This is a genomic window from Pseudophaeobacter arcticus DSM 23566 (assembly GCF_000473205.1).
GTDB classification, from domain to species: Bacteria; Pseudomonadota; Alphaproteobacteria; order Rhodobacterales; family Rhodobacteraceae; genus Pseudophaeobacter; species Pseudophaeobacter arcticus.
Genome location: NZ_KI421507.1, coordinates 2,062,407 through 2,088,009, shown reverse-complemented (window position 1 = coordinate 2,088,009; position 25,603 = coordinate 2,062,407). Strand labels below are relative to the sequence as shown.

The following is a 25,603-nucleotide window of genomic DNA, read 5'->3' as shown; positions in this document are numbered from 1 at the left end:
CCGGCTTCCCGTTGGGCCCGGCGCCGCGCTGCCGCGCGGCGCACTATGATCCAGATCTGTCACTTAACCCCCGCAGCGGAAGCGGGGATTGTGGGGGCCTTACCTTAAAGGTCCAGTTCTACCCAGATCGGCACATGGTCGGAGGGTTTTTCGCGACCGCGGATTTCTTTGTCGATCTGGCAGTCCTGCAACAGATCTGCCGCCTGTGGGCTCAGCAGGAAATGGTCAATGCGAATACCGTCGTCCCGGTTCCAGGCCCCGGCCTGGTAATCCCAGAAGGTATAATGCCCTGGCCCCTGATGGCGCGCCCGGAAGGCCTCGGTGAAGCCCAGGTTGACGATTCGCTGGTAGGCGGCGCGGCTTTCGGGGCGATGTAATGCATCCTCCCGCCAGGCCTCGGGGCGCTTGGCGTCTTCGGCCTGAGGGATGATGTTGTAATCCCCCGCCATCAGCGCTGGCATTTCGCTGTCCAGCAGAGCGCGGGCGCGGGCCTGCAGTCGCTCCATCCAGGCCAGCTTGTAGGCGTATTTCCCGCCCGGCACGGGGCTACCCTCGGAGGTGAGTTCAACCGGATTGCCATTTGGCAGGTAGAGGCCGCAGATGCGCAGGGCCTGTTTGCCAACAACGGTTGCTTCGATCCAGCGGGCCTGCAGGTCGGTGTCATCGCCAGGCAGGCCCCGGCTGACGTCCTCCAGTGGCAGCTTTGACAGGATTGCGACCCCGTTGAACCCTTTCTGCCCGTGCGTTTCCACAGCATAGCCGCGATCTTCAAACAGTTCACGGGGGAAGGCCTCGTCGATGGATTTGATCTCCTGCAACAGGACAACATCAGGTTTGGCCTCATCCAGCCACTGCGGCAGAGCGGCGGCGCGGGCCTTGATGCCGTTGATATTGAAACTGGCGATCTTCATTTGCGTCTCCTGCCGTGGGGGTTTGGATGCTTTGGCTGTTCTATCGCCCAATAGAGAGGCTGGAGCAAGAGGCGCCGGAAAGGGCGAATCAGTCTGTGGCGTTTCCCCGCGTTGCGCGACGCGTTTTGCACAGTTGCGGGGCGCAATCCACGCGGGTGGCGATAGCCTTGCGTCTACAGAGGTGTGGATAAATCATCTACTCACCTGGGGATTGAATTACTTAGTTGAAAAGGAACAGTTAAATCTAGTTAAAAGTTAACGTGGGTATCCTTTTTCTGGCAACTTAAAATTGAATTAATCTATTTTCAGACAGGAAATGCCGTGCAAGCGTTTGGGGGTGATTACTCACTTCAAACGGAGGTTCTAATGACTGCTTTGCACAAAACTCACATGGCGACTTTTTCTTCAGATCAGGCTAAGGTTGAGTCGAATTCCAAAGGCTGCAGCCTGTTCTGCGGCGACGGGGCGGAGCTTTTCTCCTCCGGCTCCGCACCAGAAATGAGCACCTGCTGGAGTGGCGAGAACACGGCTCTGTTCTCTTCTGGCTCTGCACCTCAGGCGCGGGGCGATCAGGGCTCTGGCGCATTGGTGGAGCTTTTCTCCTCCGGGTCTGCGCCTACAGCAGGGGCAACTGTGGTGCGTGGTGATCTGTCTGGGCTGTTCTCGTCGGGCAGCTAAGGGATAAAAACATGGCGCGCCCCGAGTTGGTTGGCGCGCCAGTGCCAGTATCGGGTTGCCTGCGGGGCGCCCAGGCCTGGATGAGGCGAGGAATAGGAAGACGCGACAATGGCGCAGATACTGAGGTTTCCCAAAAGCAACTGGCCGCTGCGCCGTGTCGACACCCTGTCGCACCTGATAGAGGCGGTATCCTGTCATCGCCACGCCCAGGAAGATGTCTATTGGTTGAAAGAAAACGCTGAACTGCTGAATGTCCTTGAATGCACCCAAGAGGCCTCTGGGGCAGGTGTGGCGGCTGGGGGGCGTGATCTGGACGGGATTGCCCCTGCGGCCCTTGCTCCGCTGCGCGCCTTTTATGCTGGTGCGGACCGCCATCTTTGTTTTTTCCGACAGTACTACCGGTTTGTTTTGTCCATCTGTATGGACCTGGAAGATCTTGGCCTTGTTCGCTCAGGTGTTGGCTCAGGTTCAGCTGACTCGGCAGGGAAGGGCGAAGCCCTGGCGCAGTGGGTGATAGAGCAGGATCTGCCAAGCCATGAGTTGTCCGACCTGCAACGCGCTGAGGCCCGTCGGCTGTTGGCGCGCCGCGGGCTGGTTGCGGATTTTCCAGGACTGGACGAGAGGCTGCATGCCTTTGTCGATGAGAGCGCCCAGTTTGCGGTGCCCAATCGCAAGGCCGCCTATGAGCTCACACATATTGTATTCTATCTGAGCGACTATGGACGCCGGCCACCGGGGCTGTCACCGGCAGCAGTCCAAAGTCTCACCCATGTCGGGCTGCTCGCCTTTCTGGACCAGGATGCCGACCTTCTGTCCGAGATCTGCATTTCGCTGCGCTATTGTGGCGAAACGCCCTCGGCAATCTGGGAGGACTGGCTGGCGCGGCACCATCAAGGATTTACCTTGATGGAGGCGGGCAGGGCGGCTGCACCGCCGCTGCACCGGGACGACTATCACATGTTCCTGGTGAGCAGCTGGCATCAGGCCCTATACGCGGGGTCCTGTTTTTACGACAGAATTCCGTCAGCAGCCCTGCGCTTCCAACGCCCTGCCGAACAGGGGGTCTTGCATCACCTGTCGCAGGCCGTGTTTCAGGCCGGAAGCCGAGCAGGAGACTGGCAGGCCTTGCGCCCCTTGATTTCTGCAGGCTTGAGTGAAAGCGCCTACGAACTGCTCTGTGCGGCAGAGCGCAGCTCTGTCGGCTTTGAGACCTTTTTTGAGGCCTTTGCCCGCAGCGGCACGACGGAGGGGCCAATTGCGCGGGTAAACAACGGATGAGGGGGCTTTCAACGCCAGTTCTGGGGGGGCTGATGATCGTGGCGTACACGGGACTTATCTCGTCTGCGGATGGGATCATCAAACTCTTGTCAGGGGGCTATGAGGCGGCCCAGATCTATGTGCTCGCGGGAGGCATGGTTGCCGTCCTGTCGATACTGGTCAACTGGCTGTGCATGTCGCGAGAGGACAAGCGCGCCTTACCCCAGCTGTCAATTCATCAGCCCTTGGGGCAAAGGACAGGACCGGGGGGGCAAAGGACGGGGCCGGGGGGGCAGAAGCCACCCTCTGGGGTCTTTGCCAAATACCTGCCCTGGCGAACGGCTTGCCCGCGTGCCATGGGGCTGCGAAGTCTGGCGGCCCTGCTGGGGGCTATTTGCTTTTTCTATGCGTTTCGCCTGCTGCCTTTTGCGCAGGTTTTTCTGTTTATTGGTCTGATGCCGCTGCTGGCAGGGGTTATGTCCGGGCTGATCCTGAAAGAGCGGATCAGTTTTGGCGCCTGGATTGCCCTGGGGATGGGATTTGTTGGCGTGCTGTTTTTGTTTCCCAGCGGTGTCTCATCTATCTCGGGGGGGCACGTCCTGGCGCTTGTGGGGGCGACCTGGGGGACATTTTCTATGGTCATGGCGCGCTATATCAGTCGCCATGATACGAACCTGCTGCCGCAGGTCTTTTATCCCAATCTGCTACTCTGCCTTGCAATGGTTCCGCTATTGCCAGTTGTTTGGCAGCCGATGCCACTGGCGGATCTGGCCTGGGCCTTGGCATATGCCGGGTTGCTTTTTGCCGCCCGGTGGCTGGCGGTGGCGGCCCTGCGCCTGCTGCCGGCCTATGTGGTGACACCTTTGATGAATTTGCAATTTGTCTGGATGCTGACAATCGGCGCATGGGTCTTTGGCGAAATGCCGAGCCAAGGCACCTGGATCGGCGGCTTTATCGTGATTGGGTCCGGCCTGTTCCTGCTGCGGGGGCAGGTGGTGAAACCACGAGCCAGGCAGCGGTTGCTCGCCTAAAGACGCGTCTTGTCGTCCAATCCCCCGATCTGAACAGGCGGCAGCCAGATGGCGCGCGGCTGCCGGTGGCAGGCCTGCGCGGTCGCTGTTACATCGAAAACGAGGTGCCGCAGCCGCAGCTGGACGAGGCATTGGGGTTCTCAATGGTGAACCGCGCGCCGATCAGCTCTTCGGTGAAGTCAATCACGGCGTTTTCCAAAAAGGGAAGCGATACGGTATCAACCACGACTTTTTCGCCCTGACCTTCAAGCACCAGATCATCTTCGCCAGGGGCATCAAGGCCGATCTCATACTGGAAGCCGGAGCAGCCGCCGCCTTCGACCGCAATACGCAGCGCCTGGCCCTGGCTTGCAGCGCCAATCTCGGTCAGCCGGGCAAAGGCCCGATCGGTCACTTTTGGTGGCAGGTTCATGTGGTCTCTCCCGGTGCTGTATTGCAGCGCATTACATTATATAGAAAGGTGCGACCAAGACGACAAGATTTCACGGGAGAAAGATTAGTCATGCATGCCTCTTATGCCACCAAACCGGACCAAAGCCGGGGCAGACTGATCTCTGAAGAGGAAAGCAGTTTTCGCTCACCCTATCAGCGCGACCGGGATCGGATCATCCATGCCAGCGCCTTCCGCCGGTTGAAACATAAAACTCAGGTCTTTGTTGAACACGAAGGGGATAATTATCGCACCCGGCTCACCCATTCGATTGAGGTCGGCCAGGTCGGGCGCACAATTGCTGCGGCGCTGGGGCTCAATCAGGAACTGACCGAGGCAGTGGCGCTGGCCCATGATCTGGGTCACACGCCCTTTGGACATACTGGCGAAGATGCGCTGCATGCGCTGATGCAGCCCTATGGCGGCTTTGATCACAACGCCCAGGCGATCCGCATTGTCACCTGTCTGGAGCGTCACTACGCTGAATTTGACGGGTTGAACCTCACCTGGGAAACCCTTGAAGCCATTGCAAAACACAATGGGCCGGTGGTCGGAGAACTTCCCTGGGCGCTGGCGGAATGCAACGCGGCTATGGATCTGGAACTGCATACCCACGCCAGCGCCGAGGCGCAGGTGGCGGCCCTGTCGGATGATATCGCCTATAACAACCACGACCTGCACGACGGGCTGCGCGCCGGGCTGTTTACGGATGAGGACATTGCCCATCTGCCGATCATTGGCGCCGCTTATCAAGAGGTCGATCAGAAATACTCCGGGTTGGATGCCCTGCGCCGACGTCACGAGGCCTTGCGCCGGGTTTTTGGTGTCATGGTCGGGGATGTTATTGATACCTCACGCAAAAATTTGCGCGACAGCGGGGTCCAAAGCGTCGAGGAGGTGCGGGCGCTGGGGCGCCCGGTGGTGGCCTTTTCACCAGAGCTGTGGCGGGATCTGAAAGAGATCCGCGCTTTTTTGTTCCGTCGTATGTACCGCGCGCCCTCAGTGATGGAGGTGCGCGTTCGCATGGCAGCAGTTGTCGCGGCGCTGTTTCCTTATTTTCTGGCCAATCCGTTGCAAATGCCAGAGCGCTGGCATGATGAGATTGCCGCGGCTTTGGATCAGACCACACTGGCGCGGATCATCTCGGATTATATCGCGGGCATGACAGACCGGTTTGCGCTGCAACTGCACGAGCAGCTGAGCCGCGAGGGCAAGCTGGCATAGCAGCCGCAGCGGGCCCAGGGGAGACGGGGCAATGGGCGCTGGCTGTAACGGTGGCAAAATCTGGCCCTATGATCCCGCGCTGACAGAGCTTTTTTATAGCGAGATCACAAAGCCAAGACCGGGGCCGCGCTATGAAACAATGGACAGTTACCTTTCAGGATGCCCCTGACATGTCACGTATCCGGGGGGATAAATCCCGCCGTATTGCCCATATCGCTTTTGTGCGCGGTCGGGCTGAGCTGCAAATTGGCGGACCGCTGGCCATGCAGCCGATGCAGGATTTTCCCGGCGCCATCTGGACGGTGCAGGCGGAAACGCGGGCGGATGTGGAACGCCTGATCCTGTCTGATCCCTATTATGTCGCCTCTTTACGGCGCTATAAAATCCGCGCCTGGGGCGATGCCTCTGTGGGCCAGGCGGCGCTTTGATGGCAGCTCCGCTTTGAGCGCAGGGCGCAGGACTTTGGACAAAGATGCGTCTATTGTGCCCTGTTGCAGCGCCTGTGGGCTGGTCTTGCGCCACAGAATGGTTGACCATTGAGCTAGGCATGATAAGCCGCAAAGTCGAACCAATGGGACGCCAGAGATGAACCTTTTTTCCGATATCCGCGCGCTTGTCATCGACAGCCTCACCGCCATGACTGCTGAGGGCGCACTGCCCGAGGGGCTCGACTTTGAAAATGTCGCGGTTGAGCCACCGCGTGATGCGGCCCATGGGGATATGGCCACCAATGCCGCCATGGTGCTGGCCAAACCCGCCAAGCTGAAGCCCCGCGATATCGCGGATGCGCTGGCAGCCAAACTGGCAGAGGACAGGCGCATCTCCTCGGCAGAGGTGGCGGGGCCTGGATTTTTGAACCTGCGGCTGGCACCCGTTGTTTGGCAAAGCGTGCTGGGGGCGGTTCTGGACGCCGGGACGGACTATGGCCGTGCCAATCTGGGGCTGGGGAAAAGGGTTAACGTCGAATATGTATCGGCCAACCCCACCGGACCTTTGCATGTGGGCCATACCCGTGGCGCGGTCTTTGGGGACGCGCTTGCCTCGTTGCTGGGCTATGCGGGCTATGACGTCACCCGAGAATATTACATCAACGATGGCGGTGGCCAGGTCGATGTGCTGGCGCGCTCGGTCTATCTGCGCTACCTGGAGGCCCACGGTCAGGAGATCGCCTTTGCAGATGGGACCTACCCTGGCGACTATCTGGTGCCAGTTGGCCAGGCGCTCAAGGACAAGGTTGGTGATGCCTATGTTGGCCAGCCCGAGGACGTCTGGCTGGCGGATGTGCGGGAATTCTCCACCGATGCGATGATGGCGCTGATCCGCGAAGATCTGGCTATGCTGGGCATCAAGATGGATGTGTTTTATTCGGAAAAATCCCTGTACGGCACCGGCAAGATCGAGGCCGCTCTGGCAGAGCTTGAGAGCAAGGGTCTGATCTATCAGGGCGTGCTGGAGCCACCAAAAGGCAAAAAGCCAGACGATTGGGAGCCGCGCGAGCAAACCCTGTTCAAATCCACAGACCATGGCGACGATGTGGATCGGGCCGTGAAAAAATCCGATGGTGCCTGGACCTATTTTGCCCCGGATATTGCCTATCACTACGACAAGGTCAGCCGTGGCTTTGATGAGCTGATCGACGTTCTGGGCGCCGATCACGGCGGCTATGTCAAGCGGATGAAGGCGGCTGTATCGGCCCTCTCCGATGGCAAGGTGCCACTGGATATCAAGCTGTGTCAGCTGGTGAAGCTGTTCAAGGACGGCCAGGAATTCAAGATGTCAAAACGGGCAGGGACCTTTGTCACCCTGCGCGATGTGGTTGACGCGGTTGGCCCTGATGTCACCCGCTTTATGCTGCTCACCCGCAAAAATGATCAGGGTTTTGATTTTGATCTGGATAAGGCGCTGGAGCAATCCAAGGACAATCCGATCTTCTACGTGCAATATGCCAACGCGCGGATCTGCTCGACCCTGCGCAAGGCAGAGGAGGCAGGGATCGCCACCAATGATGCCGTACTTGCTGCCGCAGATCTGGCCCAGGTGTCGCACCCGTCGCAGCTGGCTGTGATCAAGAAACTAGCGGAATGGCCGCGCCAGATTGAAATTGCCGCCCGCACAAACGAGCCGCATCGGGTGGCCTTTTACCTCTACGATCTCGCGTCCGAGCTGCATGGTCTCTACCACCTTGGCAAAACTGAGCATGGTTTACGTTTTGTTAACGAGAGCAGCGAAACAGCAACACATGCCAATTTGGCGCTGGCGCGCAGCGTTTCCATTGTTATTTCCGCCGGTCTTGGTATTCTAGGGGTGAAACCGGCGCAGGAGATGCGGTAAAAACCGCACACAACCGTCGGACTGAGGCAGTTCAAGAGACCCACAGCAGTCAGGTGAGAGATATCTCGCCTGACTCTAAAGGGCAGTAAGGCGGATTATGGCGTATTTTGCGCAGGCGGGCTCTGATCAGCCCTATTCCCATAACGGTTCCCGCAATGAGGGGGCTTCTGATCGCTTTGGGCATGGCGGCACTGGCACCAATACCTCTGGCACCAATACCTCTGGCACCAATACCTCTGGCCCCAACACTTCTGGCCCCAAGATCACTGTGAACCCGCATGTGACCGCACGCAGCGTTCCGGCGGGGCAGGCGCAGGGGAGCCATTACGCGCCCCAGGCGCAGGCCAGTCAACATCACGCCACGCAGCACCACGCCACGCAACATCAGGTCAGCCAACAGCCCGTTTCGCCACGCGCGTCCCGCAGTGTGAGTCCTTTTCCGGCGGAAGGCCCTGATCTCTACGCCAATTACCAGCCGCGCCCATCAGAGACTGAGGCCGCCGCCGCGGCGCCAATTGCCTTTGCTGTTGCTCCGCCCGCAGCGGCACCGCTGCAACAGCCAAAGCTGCAGGACTACGTGAGCGAAGATTATAGCGTTCCGGGGATTGGCGCGCAGGACTATTCCACCCAGAGCTTTCGCACGCAGAGCTACGCCGCCGCGCCTGAGGTAACTGAGGTTCCTGCCGGAGCTGGGCATGTCGGGCAAGATTTTGCCGCCCTGCAAGGCACCGCCGATAGCACCTATGGCGGCGCTGCGGCGCAGAGCTATGGCTATGAGACGCAAGACGAAGACACAGACTACGGCTATGACGACGACAGCAGCTATGCGACGCCGGGGATGGCGTCTGGTCTGGCGCGTGCCACCGGCCTGCTGGGAGCCACCGCGTCTCTGGCGCTGGTGATCGGCCTGGGCGTCTGGGGCTATCAGCTGGTCATGCGCGACGTCAGTGGCGTTCCTGTTGTGCGCGCGGTCGAAGGACCAATGCGGGCGCAGCCTGAAAATCCTGGTGGGAGCCAGGCGGATCATCAGGGGCTGGCGGTGAACTCGGTTGCCGCCAATGGCACCGCCGAAGCGCCAGCCGAGCGCTTGACCCTGGCGCCGCAACCCATCGAACTGTCACAGGACGATCAGCCCATGTCGCGCCTCACAACGCCAGAAGCAGACGTGCCACCACAGGTGATCAACCAAGGCAGCCAAACAGCCGTGCCGCAGATCTCTGAGGCCTCGGTGACCGCATACCAGAACGGCGATATCGACGCTTTGGTGGCGGAACTCACCGATGGGGTTGCCCGCCTTGAAGATACTGAAGATAATTCACAGGAGCAGCCTTCGGTGGCTCCGGTGATCGTGCAGCCAGAACCGTTGCAACCTGTTGAAATCGCTGCTATCGGCGCTGCCGTTAGACCCTCTTCTGCGCTGCTCAATGCGCCCGGTGTCAAGATCTCGCTGCGTCCAACTCTGCGTCCGGCACGGTTCAGCCCTGCAGTTGCACAGGTGTCCCCCGGCGCTGGTCGAGCGACCCTCGAAGTTGACCCCAACAGTCTTCCGGCTGGAACGCGCCTGGCACAACTGGGCGCCTATGAAAGCGCCGAAGTGGCCCGTGCGGAATGGGATCGGATCTATCACCGCTTTGAAGACTACCTGGAGGGTAAAACCCGGGTAATCCAGCGGGCCGAAAGTGGCGGGCGGACCTTCTACCGGTTGCGCGCCATGGGTTTTGACGGGCTGTCCGATGCCCGCCGGTTCTGCTCCACTTTGGTCGCCGGTAAGGCGGATTGCATCCCGGTGACAACACGGTGACGGCCTGCGGCGCTACCATTCTTGATGCCGAAGGGCTGGTTCTGAGTGCTGAGGAAAAGGCGTTTTTCCGCGCAGCGGATCCTTTTGGCTTTATTCTCTTTGCCCGCAATATCAAAAGCGCCGATCAAACGCGGGCACTGTGCTGTGAACTGCGCGAGGCCGTAGGTCGCGACTGTCTGATCACCATCGACCAGGAGGGTGGCCGGGTGCAGCGCCTGCGCAGCCCGCTGGCGCGGGATTGGATGGCGCCGCTGGACCATGTGATACAGGCTGGCGCAGAGGCCGAGCGCGCCATGTATCTGCGCTATCGCCTGATTGCGCAGGAGTTGTTTGATCTTGGCATCGATAGCAACTGCGCACCGGTTGGCGATCTGGTGACGCCAAACACCCATGAGTTTTTGAAAAACCGCTGCTATGGCGACAGCCTTGAACAGGTCGTCGCGCTGGCACGGGTGACGGCACAGGCACATCTGGATGGCGGCGTGCTGCCCGTGTTGAAACATATTCCGGGCCATGGTCGCGCAACCGTGGATAGCCACAAGGACCTGCCGTTTGTGTCGGCTCCTCTGGAAACGCTGCGGGCGCAGGATTTTGCTGTCTTTGCGCAGTTGAACGACCTGCCAATCGGCATGACGGCGCATCTGGTCTATGGGGCGCTGGATGGGCAACCGGCCACCATTTCAAAAAGTGTCATGACAATGATCCGCAGTGAGATCGGCTTTGGCGGTCTGATCATGACCGATGATATCTCGATGAAGGCATTGGCCGGAACCCCTGCGAAAAATGCAGCGGCGGCCCGCGAGGCGGGCTGCGATCTGGTGCTGTATTGTAATGCCTCGCTTGCGGAGCGCCGCGCAGTTGCAGAGGCCGCAGGGCCAATGGATGCGGCAGGGCTGGCCCGGGCTGAGGTGGCTTTGGCGCGGCGCCAGCCCCCCAGTCCACTTGACACTGCGGCAGCTGAAGCCGAACTTACCGCCTTGATGGGCGGAAAGGTCTATGTCTGAAAAAAACCTGTTTCATGAAGTCACCGCGCAGTCCGTCGAAGAGCGGCTGGCAGCGGAGGCACTGATTATTGATGTCGACGGCTTTGAAGGGCCGCTCGATCTGTTGCTGTCTCTCTCGCGGACGCAAAAGGTTGATCTGCGCCGGATCTCGGTGCTGGAACTGGCCCGACAGTATCTGACATTTGTGGAACACGCCAAGGAGCTGCGCATCGAGCTGGCAGCGGATTACCTGGTGATGGCGGCCTGGCTGGCCTATTTGAAATCACGCCTTCTGCTGCCCCCTGATCCCAGCGAAGACGGGCCATCCGGGGCGGAGCTTGCCGCCCATCTGGCCTTTCAGCTGGAACGGTTGCAGGCAATGCGCGATGCTGCCGCCCGTCTGATGGGGCGCGACCAGATGGGGCGCGACTTTTTTGTGCGGGGGCAAAACGAAGATGTCGAACGGATCAGGACCGTAACCTATTCTGCCAATCTTTTGGACCTGATGCAGGGCTATGCCCGGATCCGCACCAAGGATGATTTCCGCCCCTTTGTAATGGACCGCGACAGCGTTTACACCATGGAAGAGGCGCTCGAGAGGATGCGGGCTTTGATTGGCTTTACAGGCAGTTGGACGGATATGCTCAGCTATCTGCCGGATGGCTGGCACAAGGACCCGGTGAAGCGGCGCTCGGCCACGGCGGCGACCTTTGCGGCCTCTTTGCAGCTGGTCAAGGAAGGGCGGCTTGAAATCCGTCAGAACGAGAATTTTGCGCCTATTCAACTGCGCAGCCTGGACGAGGATAGCTGATGCACCCCCCCCATAGCGCCGCCTCCGCGAATGACCCGCAAAGTGACAGCGACAGCCTGTTTGATGCCCCGCCCATTGCAGAGCAGGAGCGCATGGTAGAGGCCGTGCTCTTTGCCAGTGCCACGCCGGTAACCCTGCGCGATCTGGAAGGGCGGATGCCGCATGGCTGCAATCCGGCGACGGCCCTGGAACATCTGCGCAAACGCTACGAAGGGCGTGGGGTCCGGGTGGTTCAGGTCGGCGAGGCCTGGGCCATACGCACCGCGCCTGACCTTGGCTTTTTGATGCAAAAAGAGATTGTTGAAACCCGCAAGCTGAGTCGCGCTGCAATCGAGACCCTGGCGATCATTGCCTATCACCAGCCGGTGACCCGGGCCGAGATCGAGGAAATTCGGGGGGTCTCTGTCTCGCGCGGCACGGTGGATCAGCTGTTGGAAATGGAATGGATTCGCATAGGGCGGCGGCGGATGACGCCAGGGCGACCTGTGACCTTTGTGGTGACACCAGTGTTTCTGGACCATTTTGGATTGGAAAGCGCCCGTGATCTGCCCGGGCTGAAAGAGCTGCGCGCCGCTGGCCTGCTGGAAAACAGGCCTCCTCCCGGGAGCCTGCAACTGGGGCAGGGCGGTGAGGACGACGAAGAGATCGGCGATCAGCCCGAACTGTTTGGCGAGTAACCCAGCCCTTGGGCCTTGGTGGCAGGTGGGGTGTCTTGGTCAAGGAATTGCCAAATTCTGCTGTTAGGTATCGTGGCGGTGATGTGCAGCCAATGAGGCGCGCCCGGTGAAATTGGCGCTTCTGGCCGTGGGAGAGACGTAATGAATTTTGATATGATTATAAAAATGGTGATGCGGCGTTTGCTGGGCAAGGCGGTGAATGCGGGGGTTGATGCCGGGCTTGGGGCCCTGTCTGGGCGAAAATCGCGGAGCTCTGGCCGCAACGGGCCGGGCGGCGCAGAAACACCGGCCGAGGCCGAAGCCCGCGCGGAACGGGATCGTATCCGTGCTATCAGACAGGCGCGTCGGGCAAAACGGGATTAGTAGGAGGGAGAGGGCGGCGCAGGCTTATTGCGGCCTCAATGGCCTCGAAAAGGCATAGGAGCGCCGACAGCGCCAGGCAGCCCATGAGCCCCCAGAGCGGAAAGAGCAGCCCGCCGACAAAAGGCGCTGCAAAGACGCAGAGATAGGTAATGGTGCTATAGAGCCCCATGATGGCTCCGCGTTGTTCGAGATCCAAACTCGTGAGCCGTGCCACCAGAAGGTTGAGGCCGAGGTGCTGGAAAACGCCCCAGACCAGCGCAAAAAGCAGCAGCAATGTGTAGTTGCCTGCAACGCTGAGCATCACCAGGTAGGTAAGGGCAATCAGCACAAAGATCGGCGGCGTGGCACGGACCAATCCCAGCCGGTCCAGCAGCGGATCAAAGATCACCGCAAGCCCAAAGCCAATGCCGTAAAACAGTGGCAGCAGCCCTGCCTGGGCGGTGCTGAGGCCCAGGGTGAGGGTCACATGGGCACCGGTGAAAAAATAGGTGGTGTAAAAGCTGAGCATCAGCAGGCAGGAGGCCAGCAACCCGCGCCGAATTCCCGGTACCCGCAGCGCCGTCAGGGGGGAGCTGGCCTGCCCCCCCGAGCTGGAAGTGATCCGACCAAGCCCTGCAGAGCTGAGCCAGAGCCCGGCTGCCAATAGCGCCAGGGCCAGATAGACCAACCGCCAGCCCGCCAGATCGGCCAGCCATGCGCTCAGGCTGACGCCCAGCACCATAGACAGGGTCCAACCGGTCAAAACCAGGCCAACCACGCGGGCTTCGCGCCCCCTTGGGGCAATCACCGCAGCCAGGGTGTATATTGAGGGCAGGGCGGCCCCTCCTGCGAGACCACAAAAAGCCTGCGCCGCTATCAAGCCCCAAAGCCCCGGTGCGGCGGAGCTGGCGGCCAACCCAAGTGCCAGCACCAGCAAGGCAATGCGCAACAGCCGTCCCGCTCCGATTCGGTCTCCCAAGGGCGCCAGGGTGAGGGCCGCAGCCGCAACCCCAAGCCCGTAGGCGCTGGCGGCCTGCATCACACCGGCAGGATCGGCGCCCAGATCATTGCCCACGGCCAGAACCAGCGGTGAGAGGAGCAGGGAGTTAGAGCCAACAATGCCAATTGCGCTCATCAGGATCAGGATCGAGGCCCAAAGCGGTTGCTGCAGAGGCGGAGAGGACGGCAGCGGCATATGAATCACCTTTTGCGCGGATCTGGTTCCCTGCTCCTAGCCTTAGCCCCTCTTGAAGGAAAGCCCAGGCTGCAAGATGCGTGGCGTCAGAAATATGAGCGAGCTGAAATAGGGTCGGCCTCGCTGCTTGGGGGCTGCCAGATTGGAAGCCGCCCAAGGCAATATGATCAGCGCGGGGATTTGAAATGCTTGGAAAGCTTCAAACCCTGGCCCTGGTAATTGGAGGCAATGCCAGCCCCATAAAGCTGCTCGGGCAGTTGGCTCATGCGCTCATAGACCAGGCGACCAACCACCTGCCCGTGTTCCAGGACAAAGGGCGCTTCGTGGCAGCGCACCTCCAGCACCCCGCGAGAGCCGGTGCCGCCAGCGGCGTCATGGCCAAAGCCAGGGTCAAAGAAGCCAGCGTAATGCACCCGGAATTCGCCTACCATGGCAAGATAGGGGGCCATCTCAGCGGCATAGGCCGGGGGGATCTGCACGGCTTCGCGGCTGACCAGAATGTAAAAGGCGCCAGGATCCAGAATAATGCGGCCAGAGGTGCTGTGGACCTCTTCCCAATAGTCTTGCGGATCGTATTCACCGATCCGATCCAGATCAATCACCCCGGTGTGCGGCTTGGCGCGGTAGCCCACCAGATCGGATCCGGGCAGGCGCAGATCGACAGAAAAGCCCAGCCCGTCTTCGATCACGGCTGTCCCATCCACCAGGGGGCTTTGCTGGTGCAGTTCGGCCAGTTCAGCATCGCTGAGAACGGCCTGGCCCTGACGGAAACGGATTTGGTTCAGCCGCATCCCCGGACGCACCAGCACCGAAAAGGAGCGCGGGCATATCTCGGCATAAAGCGGGCCGCTGTAGCCGGGTTTGATGCGGTCAAACTCCACGCCGCCATCGGTGATGGTCCGGGTCAATAGATCGAGACGCCCGGTTGAGCTTTTGGCATTGGCCACTGCCGATACATCCTGGGGCAGCGCCAGCCCCTCCATCAAGGGTACAAGATAGACGCAGCCCTTTTCCAGCACTGCGCCTTTGGTCAGATCAATGCGATGCATCTCAAATTCGCTGATCCGCTCTGCGACGCTGCATTCCCGCCCCGCCAGAAAGGAGGCGCGGACACGATAGGCAACGGTGCCAAGTCGCAGGTCCAAACTGGCGGGTTGAACCTGACCATCGACCAGAGGTTCGGCGAGGGTGATTTCACCACGTTGAAACATTTTTTCAATAGCTTGGCTGGGTAGAACGCCGGTCATGATCCATTATCCTCTGGCTTAGGTGGGCCGATAGGGCTGACCGATATCACCTCTTTGGAGATTTGGCAAAAGCTGCAAGCAGATGAGGTGAAAAGCAAAAAACCGTTTGAGTGTAGAACACTCAAACGGTTTTTGGTCGGGCTAGCAGGACTCGAACCTGCGACCTTCCGTCCCCCAGACGGACGCGCTACCAGGCTGCGCCATAGCCCGCTGATGACGGGTTCTACTGTATTTCCCGGCGGGGGCAAGGGGGTATTTCCGGTTTTTTTCAGTAGCAGTGAATATTTTAGCCTGCGGCCAGGATTGCGCGCAGCTCTGCGGCGCAGCCGGCAACATCCGCTTTGATATGCGCGGGCAGGCGTGAGGTCTGTGCAAGCAGGGCGAGGACAGTCGCTGCGGGAGCGGAGGGGGGCGCAGGGGGCTGTGGCAACTCCGTTGCATCGGTGATGTATGCTGGGTCTGCCTGCTCTTGAGGAGGAAATGCATGTTGAGAGGGGGCTTCAAGCGAATCCACTGCGACATCGGCGGCGGGATTCTGTGACTCGCCGGTCAAGGGGGAGTGCTGCATAAGTTCAACCGGATCAGCGGCACTTGGCGCTGTGTCTAGTGGTGTCGTGTCGACCGCTCCCGTCTCGCCGAGCTCAGACAGCGTCTGGGCCGCCGGGGCGAGCTCGGCTGGGCCGTCGAGCTCCATATACATTTGTTCGGGTTCCGCCGTAGCAGCATCGGGCTGCACCAAATCTGTCTCGGCTGGCGGGCTCGGCGGAATGGGATCCGTTTGCGGCAGCTGTTCGGACCCCAGTTCGGATAGGCTGTCCTCAACGGTTGCCGGTGCGTCAGTGACGGTAGCCAGATCTGAAGCAGGGAATGATTCGCTTTGACGGGTGTCAAAAGTCTCATCGGCGAGGGGAGCAGTTTCTGTCCCGCTTGCCCCTTTGGTCGCCAGGGGGGGTAAGACATCAGCTGCCTGGTCCGAGGACGAGGAGGTTTTGTTGCTCAATCCCGGTGGTCTTTGGTCATTTGCCGCATCCCCTGAAGGACGCGTTGCGTCTTCTGGGGTCGCCTCTTCAACGGGGGAAGGGGACGTGGTCTGCTGCGGGCTACTTGCCGAACCCGCGTTCCGAGAGCCTCCGGTGGTTTTGGACAGCGCGCCCGGCAAAAAACTATCTGATGGCGGACCATCGGAGTCCAGATCGTGGGACATCTGACTCACATGGGAAATGCCAAGATCCCGCAGAATCGCCTGGACCTCTTTGATCGACAGCCCATCTTTGTGCAAAAGCTTCCTGATCCCCCCCAACAGAAGCATATCCGCAGGTCGGTAATAGCGCCGACCACCCGCCCGTTTTACGGGTTTGATCTGGGTGAATTTGCTTTCCCAAAAGCGCAGTACATGGGCCTGCACGCCGAGCCAGTCCGCGACTTCGCTGATGGTGCGAAAGGCGTCTGCTGATTTTGACATCTTGATAGTTCCAATGATCATGCTCTGGGAAGAGCTGGGAGGCTGGCCTAACCGGATCGGAAGGCAGAGCCGGGCAGAAGGCAGGCAAAGACGGGCAAAACGGAAGGATGCCGCGTTATTTGCGGTTTCCGTCTGCGACCCGGTCTTTCATCAGATGTGAAGGGCGGAAGGTCAGAACGCGTCGTGGCTGGATCGGAACTTCCTCGCCGGTTTTGGGATTTCGACCAACACGAGCAGACTTATCCCGGACACTAAAGGTGCCAAAAGACGAGATTTTCACCTGCTCTCCCAGCACAAGAGCATCGGACATGTGCTGTAACATGCTCTCTACCAGTTGGGCGCTTTCGTTTCGAGACAAGCCGACCTCACGGAAGACAGCTTCGCTCAGATCCATGCGTGTAAGAGTTTTTTCGCTCATGCTAAATCCCCGTTGTTTCTCAAATCATAGGGGCAGGGGAATTTCCCTGTCAATATCAATGAATTGCAAGAGCCCTGTTTCCTGGCTTCGGAGCTACCAGCGCAACACTACTGCGCCCCAGGCCAGACCGCCACCAATGGCTTCGGTGACAATCAGATCGCCGGGCTTGATCTGGCCGCGTGCCTTGCCCACCGACAGCGCCAGCGGAATCGAGGCGGCGGAGGTGTTACCGTGGTCCTGAACCGTCACAACCACGTTGTCCATCGACAGGCCCATCTTTTTGGCGGTGCCTTGAATGATGCGGATATTGGCCTGATGTGGCACGATCCAATCGACGTCAGCGGTGGTGAGCTCGGCACGTTCCAGCGCTGTGGTTGCGGTTTTGGCCAGTTTTTCCACCGCATGGCGGAACACCTGGTTGCCCTGCATGCGCAGATGGCCGGTGTTTTGCGTGGCAACGCCGCCATCCACATAGAGCAGATCTTTGTAACGCCCGTCAGAATTAAGATCGGTGGCGAGAATGCCACGATCGTCTTTGCTGCCGGTCTGGGTCTGGGCCTCGAGCACAAGCGCGCCGGCGCCATCGCCAAACAAGACGCAGGTCGAGCGGTCGGTCCAATCCATGATGCGGCTAAAGGTTTCCGAGCCGATCACCAGAACACGCTCTGCCTGGCCGGACAAGATCAGCGCATTGGCGTTGGTCAAGGCATAGACAAACCCGGCGCAAACGGCCTGGACGTCAAAGGCAAAGCCATTTGTCATGCCCAGATTGGCCTGCACCATGGTTGCGGCAGAGGGAAAGGTGAGATCGGCGGTGGAAGTGGCCAGGATGATGGCGTCGATATCTTTGGCTTCCAGCCCGGCGTCGTTCAGCGCTGCCAGGGCGGCTGCGGTTGCCATTTCAGAGGTGGTTTCACCCTCGGCGGCAAAATGGCGCCGCTCGATTCCCGAGCGCGACCGAATCCATTCATCGCTGGTGTCCAAAGAGGCTTCAAATTCCGCGTTTTCCACCACCCGTTTGGGGAGATAATGTCCTGTGCCAACCACTACCGCACGTCGCGTCATTCTATGCCTGCCTTTTGGAGTTATTTGATGGGATGCTCAGCATCCTGGAGAGCTGCATCATCTTGAGTAAGCTCGACGACAGATGCAACCCGTGCAGCCAGCTTTTCGGCAAAGCCCTGCTGGGCCAAGAGGAAGGCGAGCTTGACCGCGGCCGAGATGCCAGTGGCATCGGCGCCACCGTGGGATTTGACCACAGTGCCATTCAGGCCGAGAAACACCCCGCCGTTGACCCGCCGCGGATCAATCCGTTTGGTCAGCCGCGAAAGAGAGGTATAGGCCAGGATAGCAGCGATGCGGGAAAGGAATGAGTATTCAAAGGCTTCCCGCAGGGTCGTGCGCAGCATGCTGGCGGTGCCTTCGCCAGTTTTAATGGCAACATTGCCGGTGAAACCATCGGTCACGATCAGGTCGACCACATCTCCGGGGATGTCGCTGCCCTCAACAAAGCCAACAAACTCGTAGTCGGCCCGCTCTGCCTGTTCTGCGATCAGGGCATGGGCTTCTTTCAGTTCGGCATGGCCCTTGTGGGCCTCGGTGCCAACATTGAGCAACCCGACGCGGGGGCGGCGGATATTCATGGAATTGCGCACATAAGAAGTGCCCATGAGGGCAAACTGCAGCAGATCCTGCGCATCGGCGCGGACATCCGCACCCACGTCGAGCATCACGTTAAATCCCTGTGGATTGCGTGATGGCCAGAGAATCGCAATGGCTGGGCGGTTCACCCCCGGCATTTTACGCAGGCGCAGCATCGACAGAGCCATCAAGGCCCCGGTGTTGCCGCAGGACACGGCTCCGGCGGCCTCGCCGTTGTTGACCGCATCCAGAGTAGACCACATCGAGGTGCCCTTGCCATTGCGCATGACCTGGCTGGGCTTGTCTTCCATGGTGACGATCTTTTGGGCGTCGCGAATTTCGACGCGCCCGTCCAGAATGCGGCGCTTGGCCACCAGCGGGGTCAATTCCTGGATCGGACCATGCAGCAAAAAACCCAGCTGAGGGTTCTTCTTTGCAGACATGGCAAGGCCGGCCACCACAACAGCAGGGCCGGCATCTCCGCCCATGGCGTCAACCGAGATCACAATGCGGTCGGATTTTGTCACTGATTGATCGGGTTTACCCGTCATGCAAAAATCCGCCCCGCAAAATGTGTGATCGTCGCGATCTTATGCCGCGTCTTCGTCGATTTCGACGTCGTCGTTCATGGCAACAATTTCTTTGCTGTCATAGTTGCCGCAGGAGGGGCAAACGTGGTGTGGGCGCTTCAATTCACCGCAGCTCGAGCATTCGTTCGGGTTTGCAGCAACCAGAGCGTCGTGCGCGCGGCGGTTGTTACGGCGCGACTTGGATACTTTATTCTGTTGGACGGCCATGTCTCAACCTTCGTATTTGGGGCCTTGGGGTTATGCCCGCGGCGCGTTTCACATTCGTTCGTTAGATCGGTAGGCGAGCGTTTAGGCCGCAGCCTCTCCGATGTCCAACCAAAAATTCCGATGAGCGCGCGAAAATACTGAGAATCTCCGTCTGCGCAAGCGGTTTTTTAAGCTAGGTGGCGCAATGATGCCAGCCGGAAAACCGCCATCTTCAGAGATTTTTAGCTCTTATTCTCTGGGTCCATCTGTTTCTTGAGCGCGGCAAGCCCGGCAAAGGGTTTGACATCGTCCTCTCGCATCGGGGCAACTCCGGGCTGGCTGTAGACTGCCTCGCCCAGTTCTGCGCCCTCTTTTCGCGGGTAGGCCGGGATCAGCAAGGAAAGCGCCTCGATCATTACAGCTGCGGGATCAATGGTATCCTGGAGCGGTTCTATGCGTTCATCAGCATCCATTTCCACCTCAGGATCATCGGGTTCAGACAGGTTGGAGACAAAAAATCTTTCAACCTTTTCATCGATTCGCGTGGTCATCGGCTCCAGCGTCACCACGCAATCCTGCAAAACCGTTGCCCCCAAATGGCCGGAAAGCTGCCAGTCGCGACGGCCCTTGGTGCTGACCGTTCCGGTGAACCGGAGCTTGCGCAAACCCTTGATATCCAGCTCTTGGGCCAGTGTTTCAAGCGTCTTTGCGTCTGGGTGCAGATCAAACGTGGTTGCCCTGTTCTGTGGCAGATCGGACACCTTTAGAGTGGTGCTGTCAGTCATGTTGGCTACTTTCGTTTCTTGAACCGGGCGCCCGCATTAGGTAATCGGGTTCAAGGGCGTGTTCAAGCCAGAGGCAATGCAGTGTTGTGGGGATCATCATGAATGCACAGAAAGACCAGCTGAGATCAGCGGTGAAATTTGCGGCCTGGGCGTTTGCTGCGGCGGCCTTGGCCGGATGTAGCGCGATCTATCAGAAACACGGCTACACCCCCACCGAAGAACAATTGGCTGAGGTCGTTGTTGGTGTTGATACCAAAGATTCCGTGGCCGAGACAGTTGGCACCCCGACGGCCTCGGGGGTTTTGAATGAGAGCGGATACTACTATGTATCAACCTTGATGCGCACACGTGGCGCCGGCGCCACAAAGCCAGTTTCGCGCTCACTGGTCGCCATCAGCTTTGACTCGCGCGATGTTGTTTCAGGCATCGAGCGCTACAGCCTTGAGGACGGCAAGGTGATTCCGCTGGAACGCCGGGTCACCAGCTCCAGCGTTGAGGATAAAACATTTATCCGACAGCTGCTTGGCAGCCTTGGCAACTTCAACCCAGGCTCTCTGCTGGAGCAATAACCTTGGGGATTTTACCCCGGGTGCGCAACGCGCGCCCGGTTGGTTTGTCTGAATTGTGAGGGATTGGTCACCTGCTGTGGCCATTTCGTTGGGCAAGGAGGGCTGGGAGTGTCAGGCAGAGACGACAGGATGGCGCTGGCTGAGATGCCCGTTTCAGGCGTGCTGCTGGAAAAGGGCGGCTACCGGGCGCGGCTTGCGCAAGGCGCTGACGATGTGATGGCGGCGCGGCTCCTGCGGGCGCGTTGCTTTGCAACAGGAGCCCTGGATCAGGACCAATTTGATGCAGGCTGTCTGCATGTGCTGATCGAGTGCCGCTCCTCGGGGGCGCTGGTTGGCTGTTTCCGGCTGATGCTGCTGGAAAGCGGTGCGGAGCTGTCGCAGAGCTACTCTTTTCAGTATTACGAGCTTTCACGGCTTGCCAGCTTTCCAGGACGCATGTTGGAGCTTGGTCGTTTTTGCATTGATCCCGGTGTTCAGGATGCTGACGTTCTGCGTCTGGCCTGGGGCGCTGTCACCAGTATGGTGGACCGGCAGGGGGTTGCGCTGCTGTTTGGCTGTTCGTCTTTTGCCGGAACAACCCCCGAATCCTATGTCGAGGCCTTCGCCCTGTTGCAGCACCGCCATCTCGCACCGCCCCGCCAGCGTCCCGGTATCAAGGCAGCTGAGGCCCGATCCTTTTCTGATCTGTTGCGGGGCCGGGCTGAGGGCCAGAAACCGGATTTAAAGCAGGCTCAGGCCCAGCTGCCGCCATTGTTGCGCAGCTATCTGGCGATGGGGGGCTGGGTGAGCGATCACGTGGTGATCGACGCCGCGCTCAACACCTGCCATGTTTTTACCGGGCTCGAGGTCACAGACATCCCGGCAACGCGCAAACGTCTGTTGCGGGGCGTCGCTGAACAGCACTGAGCGTTGACCTTATCGCCTGCGCGGTTTAGCTGGCTCACATGGCACGTATTCCTCTTTTGCAGATGACCGGGATCTCCCTCACCTTTGGCGGTGATCCCATCTTTTCAGATCTAGATCTGGTGGTGCAACCTGGTGACAGGGTCGCCCTTGTCGGGCGCAATGGATCCGGAAAATCCACCCTAATGAAGGTGATGGCAGGGCTTGTTGAAGCTGATGCCGGAACGCTTGTGGTGCCTTCTGGCCGCTCGGTTGGCTATATGGAACAGGATCCGCAGATGGCCGGGTTTGCCACCCTTGGCGAATTTGCCGCCTCGGAGCTCGATCCGGGCGAACTCTACAAGGTAGAGCGCGCCGGTGAGGGGCTGAAATTTGATCCCGACCGCCCGGTTGCCACCGCCTCTGGCGGCGAGAAACGCCGCGCCGCCCTGGCCAAGCTGATGGCGGAAGCCCCAGATCTGATGCTGTTGGACGAGCCGACAAACCATTTGGATATCGAGGCCATCACCTGGCTGGAGGCCGAGCTGAAATCCACCCGCGCCGCCTATGTGCTGATCTCACACGACCGGGCCTTTTTACGGGCGCTGACCCGGGCGACCCTTTGGGTGGATCGCGGTCAGGTGCGGCGTCAGGAAAAGGGCTTTGAGGGCTTTGAGGCCTGGCGCGACAAGATCTGGGAAGAAGAAGACCAGCAGCGCCATAAGCTGAACCGCTTGATCAAGAGCGAGAGCCGTTGGGCGGTTGAGGGTATTTCGGCGCGGCGCAAGCGGAACATGGGCCGGGTGCGGGCCCTGCACGAGCTGAAAGATCAACGCGCAGGCCAGATCAAACGCCAGGGCGCAGCCGAGCTGGCATTGGACTCCGGCCCCAAATCCGGTCGCAAGGTGATCGAGGTAGAAGGTCTGAGCAAAAGCTTTGGCGACAAGGTGATCGTTCAGGACTTTTCGCTTAAAATTCAACGCGGTGACCGAGTGTCCTTTGTTGGCCCAAACGGGGCGGGCAAGACCACGTTGCTGAAACTCATGCTGGGACAGGTGGAGCCTGACGCAGGATCCGTCAAACTGGGGACCAATCTGGAAATTGCGCTGTTTGACCAGACCCGTGACCAGTTGGATCCCAATGCCACGCTTTGGGAGAATCTGACCTCGGATCCCTTGTTGGGGATTTCGGGCAAGGCGGATCAGGTCATGGTGCGCGGCGTTCCCAAACATGTGGTCGGTTACCTCAAGGAGTTTTTGTTCGATGAGGCCCAGGCCCGCGCCCCGGTACGGTCGCTTTCGGGCGGGGAAAAGGCGCGGTTGCTGCTGGCCCGTCTGATGGCCCGCGAAAGCAATCTCCTGGTGTTGGATGAACCCACCAATGATCTGGATGTGGAAACGCTGGACCTGTTGCAGGAACTGCTGGATTCCTACGAGGGCACAGTGCTTTTGGTTAGCCACGATCGGGACTTTCTGGACCGTGTTGCCACCACCACCATCGCCATGGAGGGCGACGGCAAGGTGACCGCCTATGCGGGCGGCTGGAGCGATTATATCAGCCAGCGTGGTGGTCTGCCCGGTGGCGACAAAGGCGAAAAACCGCAGAAAATCAAAGCCCAAAAAGCCCAGGCTAAAGATACTGCCGCCGACTCCGGTGCCAAGGAAAAGCTGTCCTTCAAGGAAAAGCACCGGCTGGAGGCCTTGCCCGCAGAAATCGAACGGCTGGAACAAGAGATTGCCAAGCTGCAAGAACTGATGGCGGATCCGGCGTTGTTCACCCGTGAGCCAGTCAAGTTCAAAAAGGCAACCCAAGCCCTGGTCGAGCGCCAGGAAAAGCTGGCAGCCGCCGAAGAAGAATGGATGATGCTGGAAGAGAAATCCGAAGGGTGATCCTGCTTGTGAAGCAAGAAATGTGTTAGTTAACAAATTACTAACGCATAGTATTAACTTTAAGTTCGCCCCGTAGTCTGGGGCTAGGGGCGCGGCAGTTTTGCCGCGCCCTTAATTTTTGACTGGGTGCTACATCTGCCGATCAGCGCATCCGCAGGGCGCCGTCAATGCGAATGACCTCGCCGTTGAGATAGCCCATTTCGGTGATGAACCCGGCCAGGCGGCCGTATTCTGCCGGATCGCCGAGACGCACCGGGTTGGGCACATCTGCGGCAAGTTGCTGCTGAACCTCTTCGGGAAGCCCCGCCAGCATGGGCGTCATGAAGATGCCCGGCGCAATGGTCATTACCCGGATGCCGGTAGAGGCCAGATCGCGCGCCATCGGCAGACACATGCCAACCACGCCGCCTTTGGAGGCGGCATAGGCGGCTTGGCCTTTCTGACCATCATAGGCCGCAATGGAGGCGGTGTTGATGATCACACCGCGGGCGCCATCGGCTTCGGGGGTGTTTTTGGCAATTTCAACAGCGGCAAGGCGGGCGACATTGAAGGTGCCAACCAGATTGATGTCGATGGTGCGCTTGTATGCATCCAGAGGGTGGGGGCCATCGCGACCGATGGTTTTGATGCCATAGGCAATGCCGGCGCAGTTCACACAGGCGGAAATGCGCCCCATTTTCTCAACTGCAAAGGCAATGGCTGCGCTCACGGATTCCTCATCGGTGACGTCGGTTTGAACAAAATGCCCGCCGATTTCTGCAGCGACCTTTGGGCCGCGTTCGGCGTCTCGGTCCAAAATGGTAACTTTGGCGCCGTTTTCGGCAAAGTGGCGTGCGGTGGCCTCTCCGAGGCCGGAGGCGCCGCCGGTAATGATGGCGCAGGTCTGTGCGAGTTTCATAAGAGCTGGTCCTTCAGGTATCTGAACATCTGTTCAATAACTACCAGATGAAGACGCCCTGTCTAGCATTTCCTGTTAAAAGGCGCGGGCACTCATCAGCTTGCGGTCGCAGCGGGACAGGGGGGAGAACAGCCGCCCAAGGGGCATCCACAGCGCCCAGGTGCCACCCAGTTGCGACAGGCGGGCGCCGGTGCCCAGTTTGAAGCGCGCAAGGCCGGGCGCCTCTTCGGTGTTTATCAGGCCAAGATCCAGTTGCTGGCAGCCTTTGGAGGCGAGCCAGGTCATCGCCTCCCACATCAGCAGGTTATGCGCCGAGAGCGATTTTCCGGTCTGGGTGGCATGGGCAATGTGGTAGGTCGCGCCAAGACCATGGCGCAGGATCAGGATGGCGGCGACAGTTTCGCTGCCACTGAAGGCTTGAAACAGCTTTGCCTTGCCTTTGTTTTCACGCCCATAGGCGAGGGTCAGCTCGATGGGCCAGCTGCGATAGCCACGCTGCCGCTGTTGCGTCTGATCTGCGAGAAACAGCCAGTGGCGGGCATCCAGCGGCATGTTCTGGCGGCTTACCCTGAGGTCGTAGGACTGCGCCCGGGTCAACCGGTTGCGCCATTTTTGATGCAGGGCGGCTTTGCGTTGATTGGCGCTTGAGGAGAGGTCAAGGCGGGCAACAAAGGCGGGGCTGACCAGCGGCAGGGCGCCAATATTTGCAAGCGCGGGGCAGGGCTGTTCGGGAGAAAGGATCACTGGGGTTTTGCCGAGACCATTGGCCCGCAGCGCCTCCTGTACCTGACTGGGCTGGGAGAGCGTTGCGCGATTGATCATGGCGAGCGAAAAACCGGCGGCAAAGCGGCGCGTCGTGACAAGGCTGTTGTGCAGTTCTGGCAGAATGGTCGGGGCCTGTCCCTGAGCTGTCAGGGCGCGCGCAAATTCCGCAGATTGCGCCAAAGCCGGGAGAGACGCCGGGAGGCCGGAGCCGCCACCAGGTTGAGGCGGCAGGGGGGCAGAGAGAGAGGCAGATATATCAACGTCCAGCATGGGACTATTTACCAATCAGAAACCTAAATGATGGTTAATCTGGGGATGAAAAAGCAAACACCTGTTCTGGGCCGGATCGCACCAAACCCCAAGCTGACCCTGTCGGCGGCCTTTGTATTGGCAAGCGTTGTGTCCATCCCGGTCTTCGTGCTGTTGAGCCTGATGGAGTGGTGGTTCTTTTGACGGGCCAGTTCTTTTGGAGGATCTGTTCGTGAGGCTCTGCCTCACACTCCGAGGTATTTTTAGAAAGATGAAAAGCGGTTGACGGTGCGTGGGCTGAGCCATTGTGTCTTTGGCCTGGCTGGCTGGCTGGCTGGGCACGGGGATAAG

General features: G+C 59.6%; 27 protein-coding genes and 1 tRNA gene. 15 read left to right on the top strand and 13 right to left on the bottom strand.

What is annotated here, in order from left to right; genetic code table 11:
• Positions 1-104: 104 nt before the first annotated feature.
• On the bottom strand, positions 105-911 hold the full coding sequence (gene xth, locus ARCT_RS0114070) for an exodeoxyribonuclease III (RefSeq protein WP_027240653.1): 807 nt from the start codon (positions 909-911) through the stop codon (positions 105-107).
• A gap of 390 nt (positions 912-1,301) precedes the next feature.
• Here xth and ARCT_RS26080 point away from each other — a divergent pair, with 390 nt between their 5' ends.
• From ARCT_RS26080 to ARCT_RS26070, 3 genes are all read left to right on the top strand, one after another.
• Positions 1,302-1,589, top strand: coding sequence for a DUF6749 family protein (locus ARCT_RS26080; RefSeq protein ID WP_161631323.1), 288 nt, complete (start codon positions 1,302-1,304; stop codon positions 1,587-1,589).
• Positions 1,590-1,697: 108 nt separating this feature from the next.
• Complete coding sequence (locus tag ARCT_RS26075; protein ID WP_051360755.1) at positions 1,698-2,867, top strand: DUF6902 family protein; 1,170 nt, start codon at positions 1,698-1,700, stop codon at positions 2,865-2,867.
• Positions 2,864-3,877 carry a DMT family transporter gene (locus tag ARCT_RS26070; protein ID WP_036784901.1) on the top strand — a complete coding sequence of 338 codons (1,014 nt, stop codon included), beginning with the start codon at positions 2,864-2,866 and terminating at the stop codon, positions 3,875-3,877. Before ARCT_RS26075 ends, ARCT_RS26070 begins: the two co-directional genes overlap by 4 nt.
• 88 nt (positions 3,878-3,965) lie before the next feature.
• On the opposite strand, the gene ARCT_RS0114050 is transcribed toward ARCT_RS26070, so the two are convergent.
• Entirely contained in the window at positions 3,966-4,289 is a 324-nt protein-coding gene (locus ARCT_RS0114050) for a HesB/IscA family protein (RefSeq protein WP_027240652.1), read from the bottom strand.
• 90 nt (positions 4,290-4,379) lie between these two features.
• Between ARCT_RS0114050 and ARCT_RS0114045 the strand changes: the two genes are divergently transcribed.
• From ARCT_RS0114045 to ARCT_RS0114010, 8 genes are all read left to right on the top strand, one after another.
• Positions 4,380-5,531, top strand: a complete 1,152-nt coding sequence (locus ARCT_RS0114045; protein WP_027240651.1) for a deoxyguanosinetriphosphate triphosphohydrolase — start codon at positions 4,380-4,382, stop codon at positions 5,529-5,531.
• A 131-nt stretch (positions 5,532-5,662) separates the two neighbouring features.
• Positions 5,663-5,959: a YciI family protein gene (locus ARCT_RS0114040; RefSeq protein WP_027240650.1), complete on the top strand. Its 297-nt coding sequence runs from the start codon at positions 5,663-5,665 to the stop codon at positions 5,957-5,959.
• 157 nt (positions 5,960-6,116) lie between these two features.
• Positions 6,117-7,862 (top strand): arginine--tRNA ligase, encoded by a 1,746-nt coding sequence (gene argS, locus ARCT_RS0114035; RefSeq protein WP_027240649.1) that lies wholly within the window; start codon positions 6,117-6,119, stop codon positions 7,860-7,862.
• A gap of 97 nt (positions 7,863-7,959) precedes the next feature.
• Positions 7,960-9,663, top strand: a complete 1,704-nt coding sequence (locus ARCT_RS28675; protein ID WP_084300870.1) for an SPOR domain-containing protein — start codon at positions 7,960-7,962, stop codon at positions 9,661-9,663.
• Positions 9,639-10,667, top strand: a complete 1,029-nt coding sequence (gene nagZ / locus ARCT_RS0114025; protein ID WP_027240648.1) for a beta-N-acetylhexosaminidase — start codon at positions 9,639-9,641, stop codon at positions 10,665-10,667. Before ARCT_RS28675 ends, nagZ begins: the two co-directional genes overlap by 25 nt.
• Positions 10,660-11,457, top strand: a complete 798-nt coding sequence (locus ARCT_RS0114020) for a segregation and condensation protein A (RefSeq protein WP_027240647.1) — start codon at positions 10,660-10,662, stop codon at positions 11,455-11,457. Before nagZ ends, ARCT_RS0114020 begins: the two co-directional genes overlap by 8 nt.
• Positions 11,457-12,134 (top strand): SMC-Scp complex subunit ScpB, encoded by a 678-nt coding sequence (gene scpB, locus ARCT_RS0114015; protein ID WP_027240646.1) that lies wholly within the window; start codon positions 11,457-11,459, stop codon positions 12,132-12,134. The genes ARCT_RS0114020 and scpB overlap by 1 nt, the downstream gene beginning before the upstream one ends.
• 141 nt (positions 12,135-12,275) lie before the next feature.
• Positions 12,276-12,497, top strand: a complete 222-nt coding sequence (locus tag ARCT_RS0114010; RefSeq protein ID WP_036784896.1) for a hypothetical protein — start codon at positions 12,276-12,278, stop codon at positions 12,495-12,497.
• On the opposite strand, the gene ARCT_RS0114005 is transcribed toward ARCT_RS0114010, so the two are convergent.
• From ARCT_RS0114005 to ARCT_RS0113965, 9 genes are all read right to left on the bottom strand, one after another.
• Positions 12,466-13,671 (bottom strand): MFS transporter, encoded by a 1,206-nt coding sequence (locus tag ARCT_RS0114005; RefSeq protein ID WP_027240644.1) that lies wholly within the window; start codon positions 13,669-13,671, stop codon positions 12,466-12,468. The two genes, ARCT_RS0114010 and ARCT_RS0114005, sit on opposite strands and share 32 nt — an antisense overlap.
• Positions 13,672-13,838: 167 nt before the next feature.
• A complete protein-coding gene (locus ARCT_RS0114000) occupies positions 13,839-14,918 on the bottom strand; it encodes a 2'-deoxycytidine 5'-triphosphate deaminase (RefSeq protein ID WP_027240643.1) in 1,080 nt (359 codons plus the stop codon).
• A gap of 133 nt (positions 14,919-15,051) precedes the next feature.
• Positions 15,052-15,128, bottom strand: a tRNA-Pro gene (locus ARCT_RS0113995).
• A 76-nt stretch (positions 15,129-15,204) separates the two neighbouring features.
• Positions 15,205-16,380 (bottom strand): MerR family transcriptional regulator, encoded by a 1,176-nt coding sequence (locus tag ARCT_RS28505; protein WP_205855526.1) that lies wholly within the window; start codon positions 16,378-16,380, stop codon positions 15,205-15,207.
• Positions 16,381-16,495: 115 nt separating this feature from the next.
• Positions 16,496-16,798 carry an integration host factor subunit alpha gene (gene ihfA, locus ARCT_RS0113985; RefSeq protein WP_027240642.1) on the bottom strand — a complete coding sequence of 101 codons (303 nt, stop codon included), beginning with the start codon at positions 16,796-16,798 and terminating at the stop codon, positions 16,496-16,498.
• Between the two features lie 93 nt (positions 16,799-16,891).
• Entirely contained in the window at positions 16,892-17,863 is a 972-nt protein-coding gene (locus ARCT_RS0113980) for a beta-ketoacyl-ACP synthase III (protein ID WP_027240641.1), read from the bottom strand.
• Between the two features lie 20 nt (positions 17,864-17,883).
• Positions 17,884-18,990, bottom strand: a complete 1,107-nt coding sequence (gene plsX / locus ARCT_RS0113975; protein ID WP_027240640.1) for a phosphate acyltransferase PlsX — start codon at positions 18,988-18,990, stop codon at positions 17,884-17,886.
• Positions 18,991-19,029: 39 nt separating this feature from the next.
• A complete protein-coding gene (gene rpmF, locus ARCT_RS0113970; protein ID WP_027240639.1) occupies positions 19,030-19,236 on the bottom strand; it encodes a 50S ribosomal protein L32 in 207 nt (68 codons plus the stop codon).
• A gap of 221 nt (positions 19,237-19,457) precedes the next feature.
• A complete protein-coding gene (locus ARCT_RS0113965; protein ID WP_027240638.1) occupies positions 19,458-20,000 on the bottom strand; it encodes a YceD family protein in 543 nt (180 codons plus the stop codon).
• A gap of 98 nt (positions 20,001-20,098) precedes the next feature.
• Here ARCT_RS0113965 and ARCT_RS0113960 point away from each other — a divergent pair, with 98 nt between their 5' ends.
• The 3 genes from ARCT_RS0113960 (at position 20,099) to ARCT_RS0113950 (ending at position 23,340) form a co-directional block, all read left to right on the top strand.
• Positions 20,099-20,569: an outer membrane protein assembly factor BamE gene (locus tag ARCT_RS0113960; RefSeq protein WP_027240637.1), complete on the top strand. Its 471-nt coding sequence runs from the start codon at positions 20,099-20,101 to the stop codon at positions 20,567-20,569.
• Between the two features lie 129 nt (positions 20,570-20,698).
• Positions 20,699-21,475 carry a GNAT family N-acetyltransferase gene (locus tag ARCT_RS0113955; protein WP_027240636.1) on the top strand — a complete coding sequence of 259 codons (777 nt, stop codon included), beginning with the start codon at positions 20,699-20,701 and terminating at the stop codon, positions 21,473-21,475.
• Between the two features lie 38 nt (positions 21,476-21,513).
• On the top strand, positions 21,514-23,340 hold the full coding sequence (locus tag ARCT_RS0113950; RefSeq protein WP_169731217.1) for an ABC-F family ATP-binding cassette domain-containing protein: 1,827 nt from the start codon (positions 21,514-21,516) through the stop codon (positions 23,338-23,340).
• A gap of 142 nt (positions 23,341-23,482) precedes the next feature.
• On the opposite strand, the gene ARCT_RS0113945 is transcribed toward ARCT_RS0113950, so the two are convergent.
• Both ARCT_RS0113945 and ARCT_RS0113940 read right to left on the bottom strand, forming a co-directional pair.
• Entirely contained in the window at positions 23,483-24,238 is a 756-nt protein-coding gene (locus ARCT_RS0113945) for a 3-hydroxyacyl-CoA dehydrogenase (RefSeq protein ID WP_027240634.1), read from the bottom strand.
• 75 nt (positions 24,239-24,313) lie between these two features.
• The gene (locus tag ARCT_RS0113940) at positions 24,314-25,273 is read right to left on the bottom strand and encodes a GNAT family N-acetyltransferase (RefSeq protein ID WP_027240633.1); all 960 of its coding nucleotides are present in this window, start codon (positions 25,271-25,273) and stop codon (positions 24,314-24,316) included.
• Between the two features lie 27 nt (positions 25,274-25,300).
• On the opposite strand from ARCT_RS0113940, the gene ARCT_RS28390 reads away from it, so the two are divergent.
• Positions 25,301-25,456 (top strand): hypothetical protein, encoded by a 156-nt coding sequence (locus ARCT_RS28390; RefSeq protein ID WP_154665357.1) that lies wholly within the window; start codon positions 25,301-25,303, stop codon positions 25,454-25,456.
• Positions 25,457-25,603: the final 147 nt, after the last annotated feature.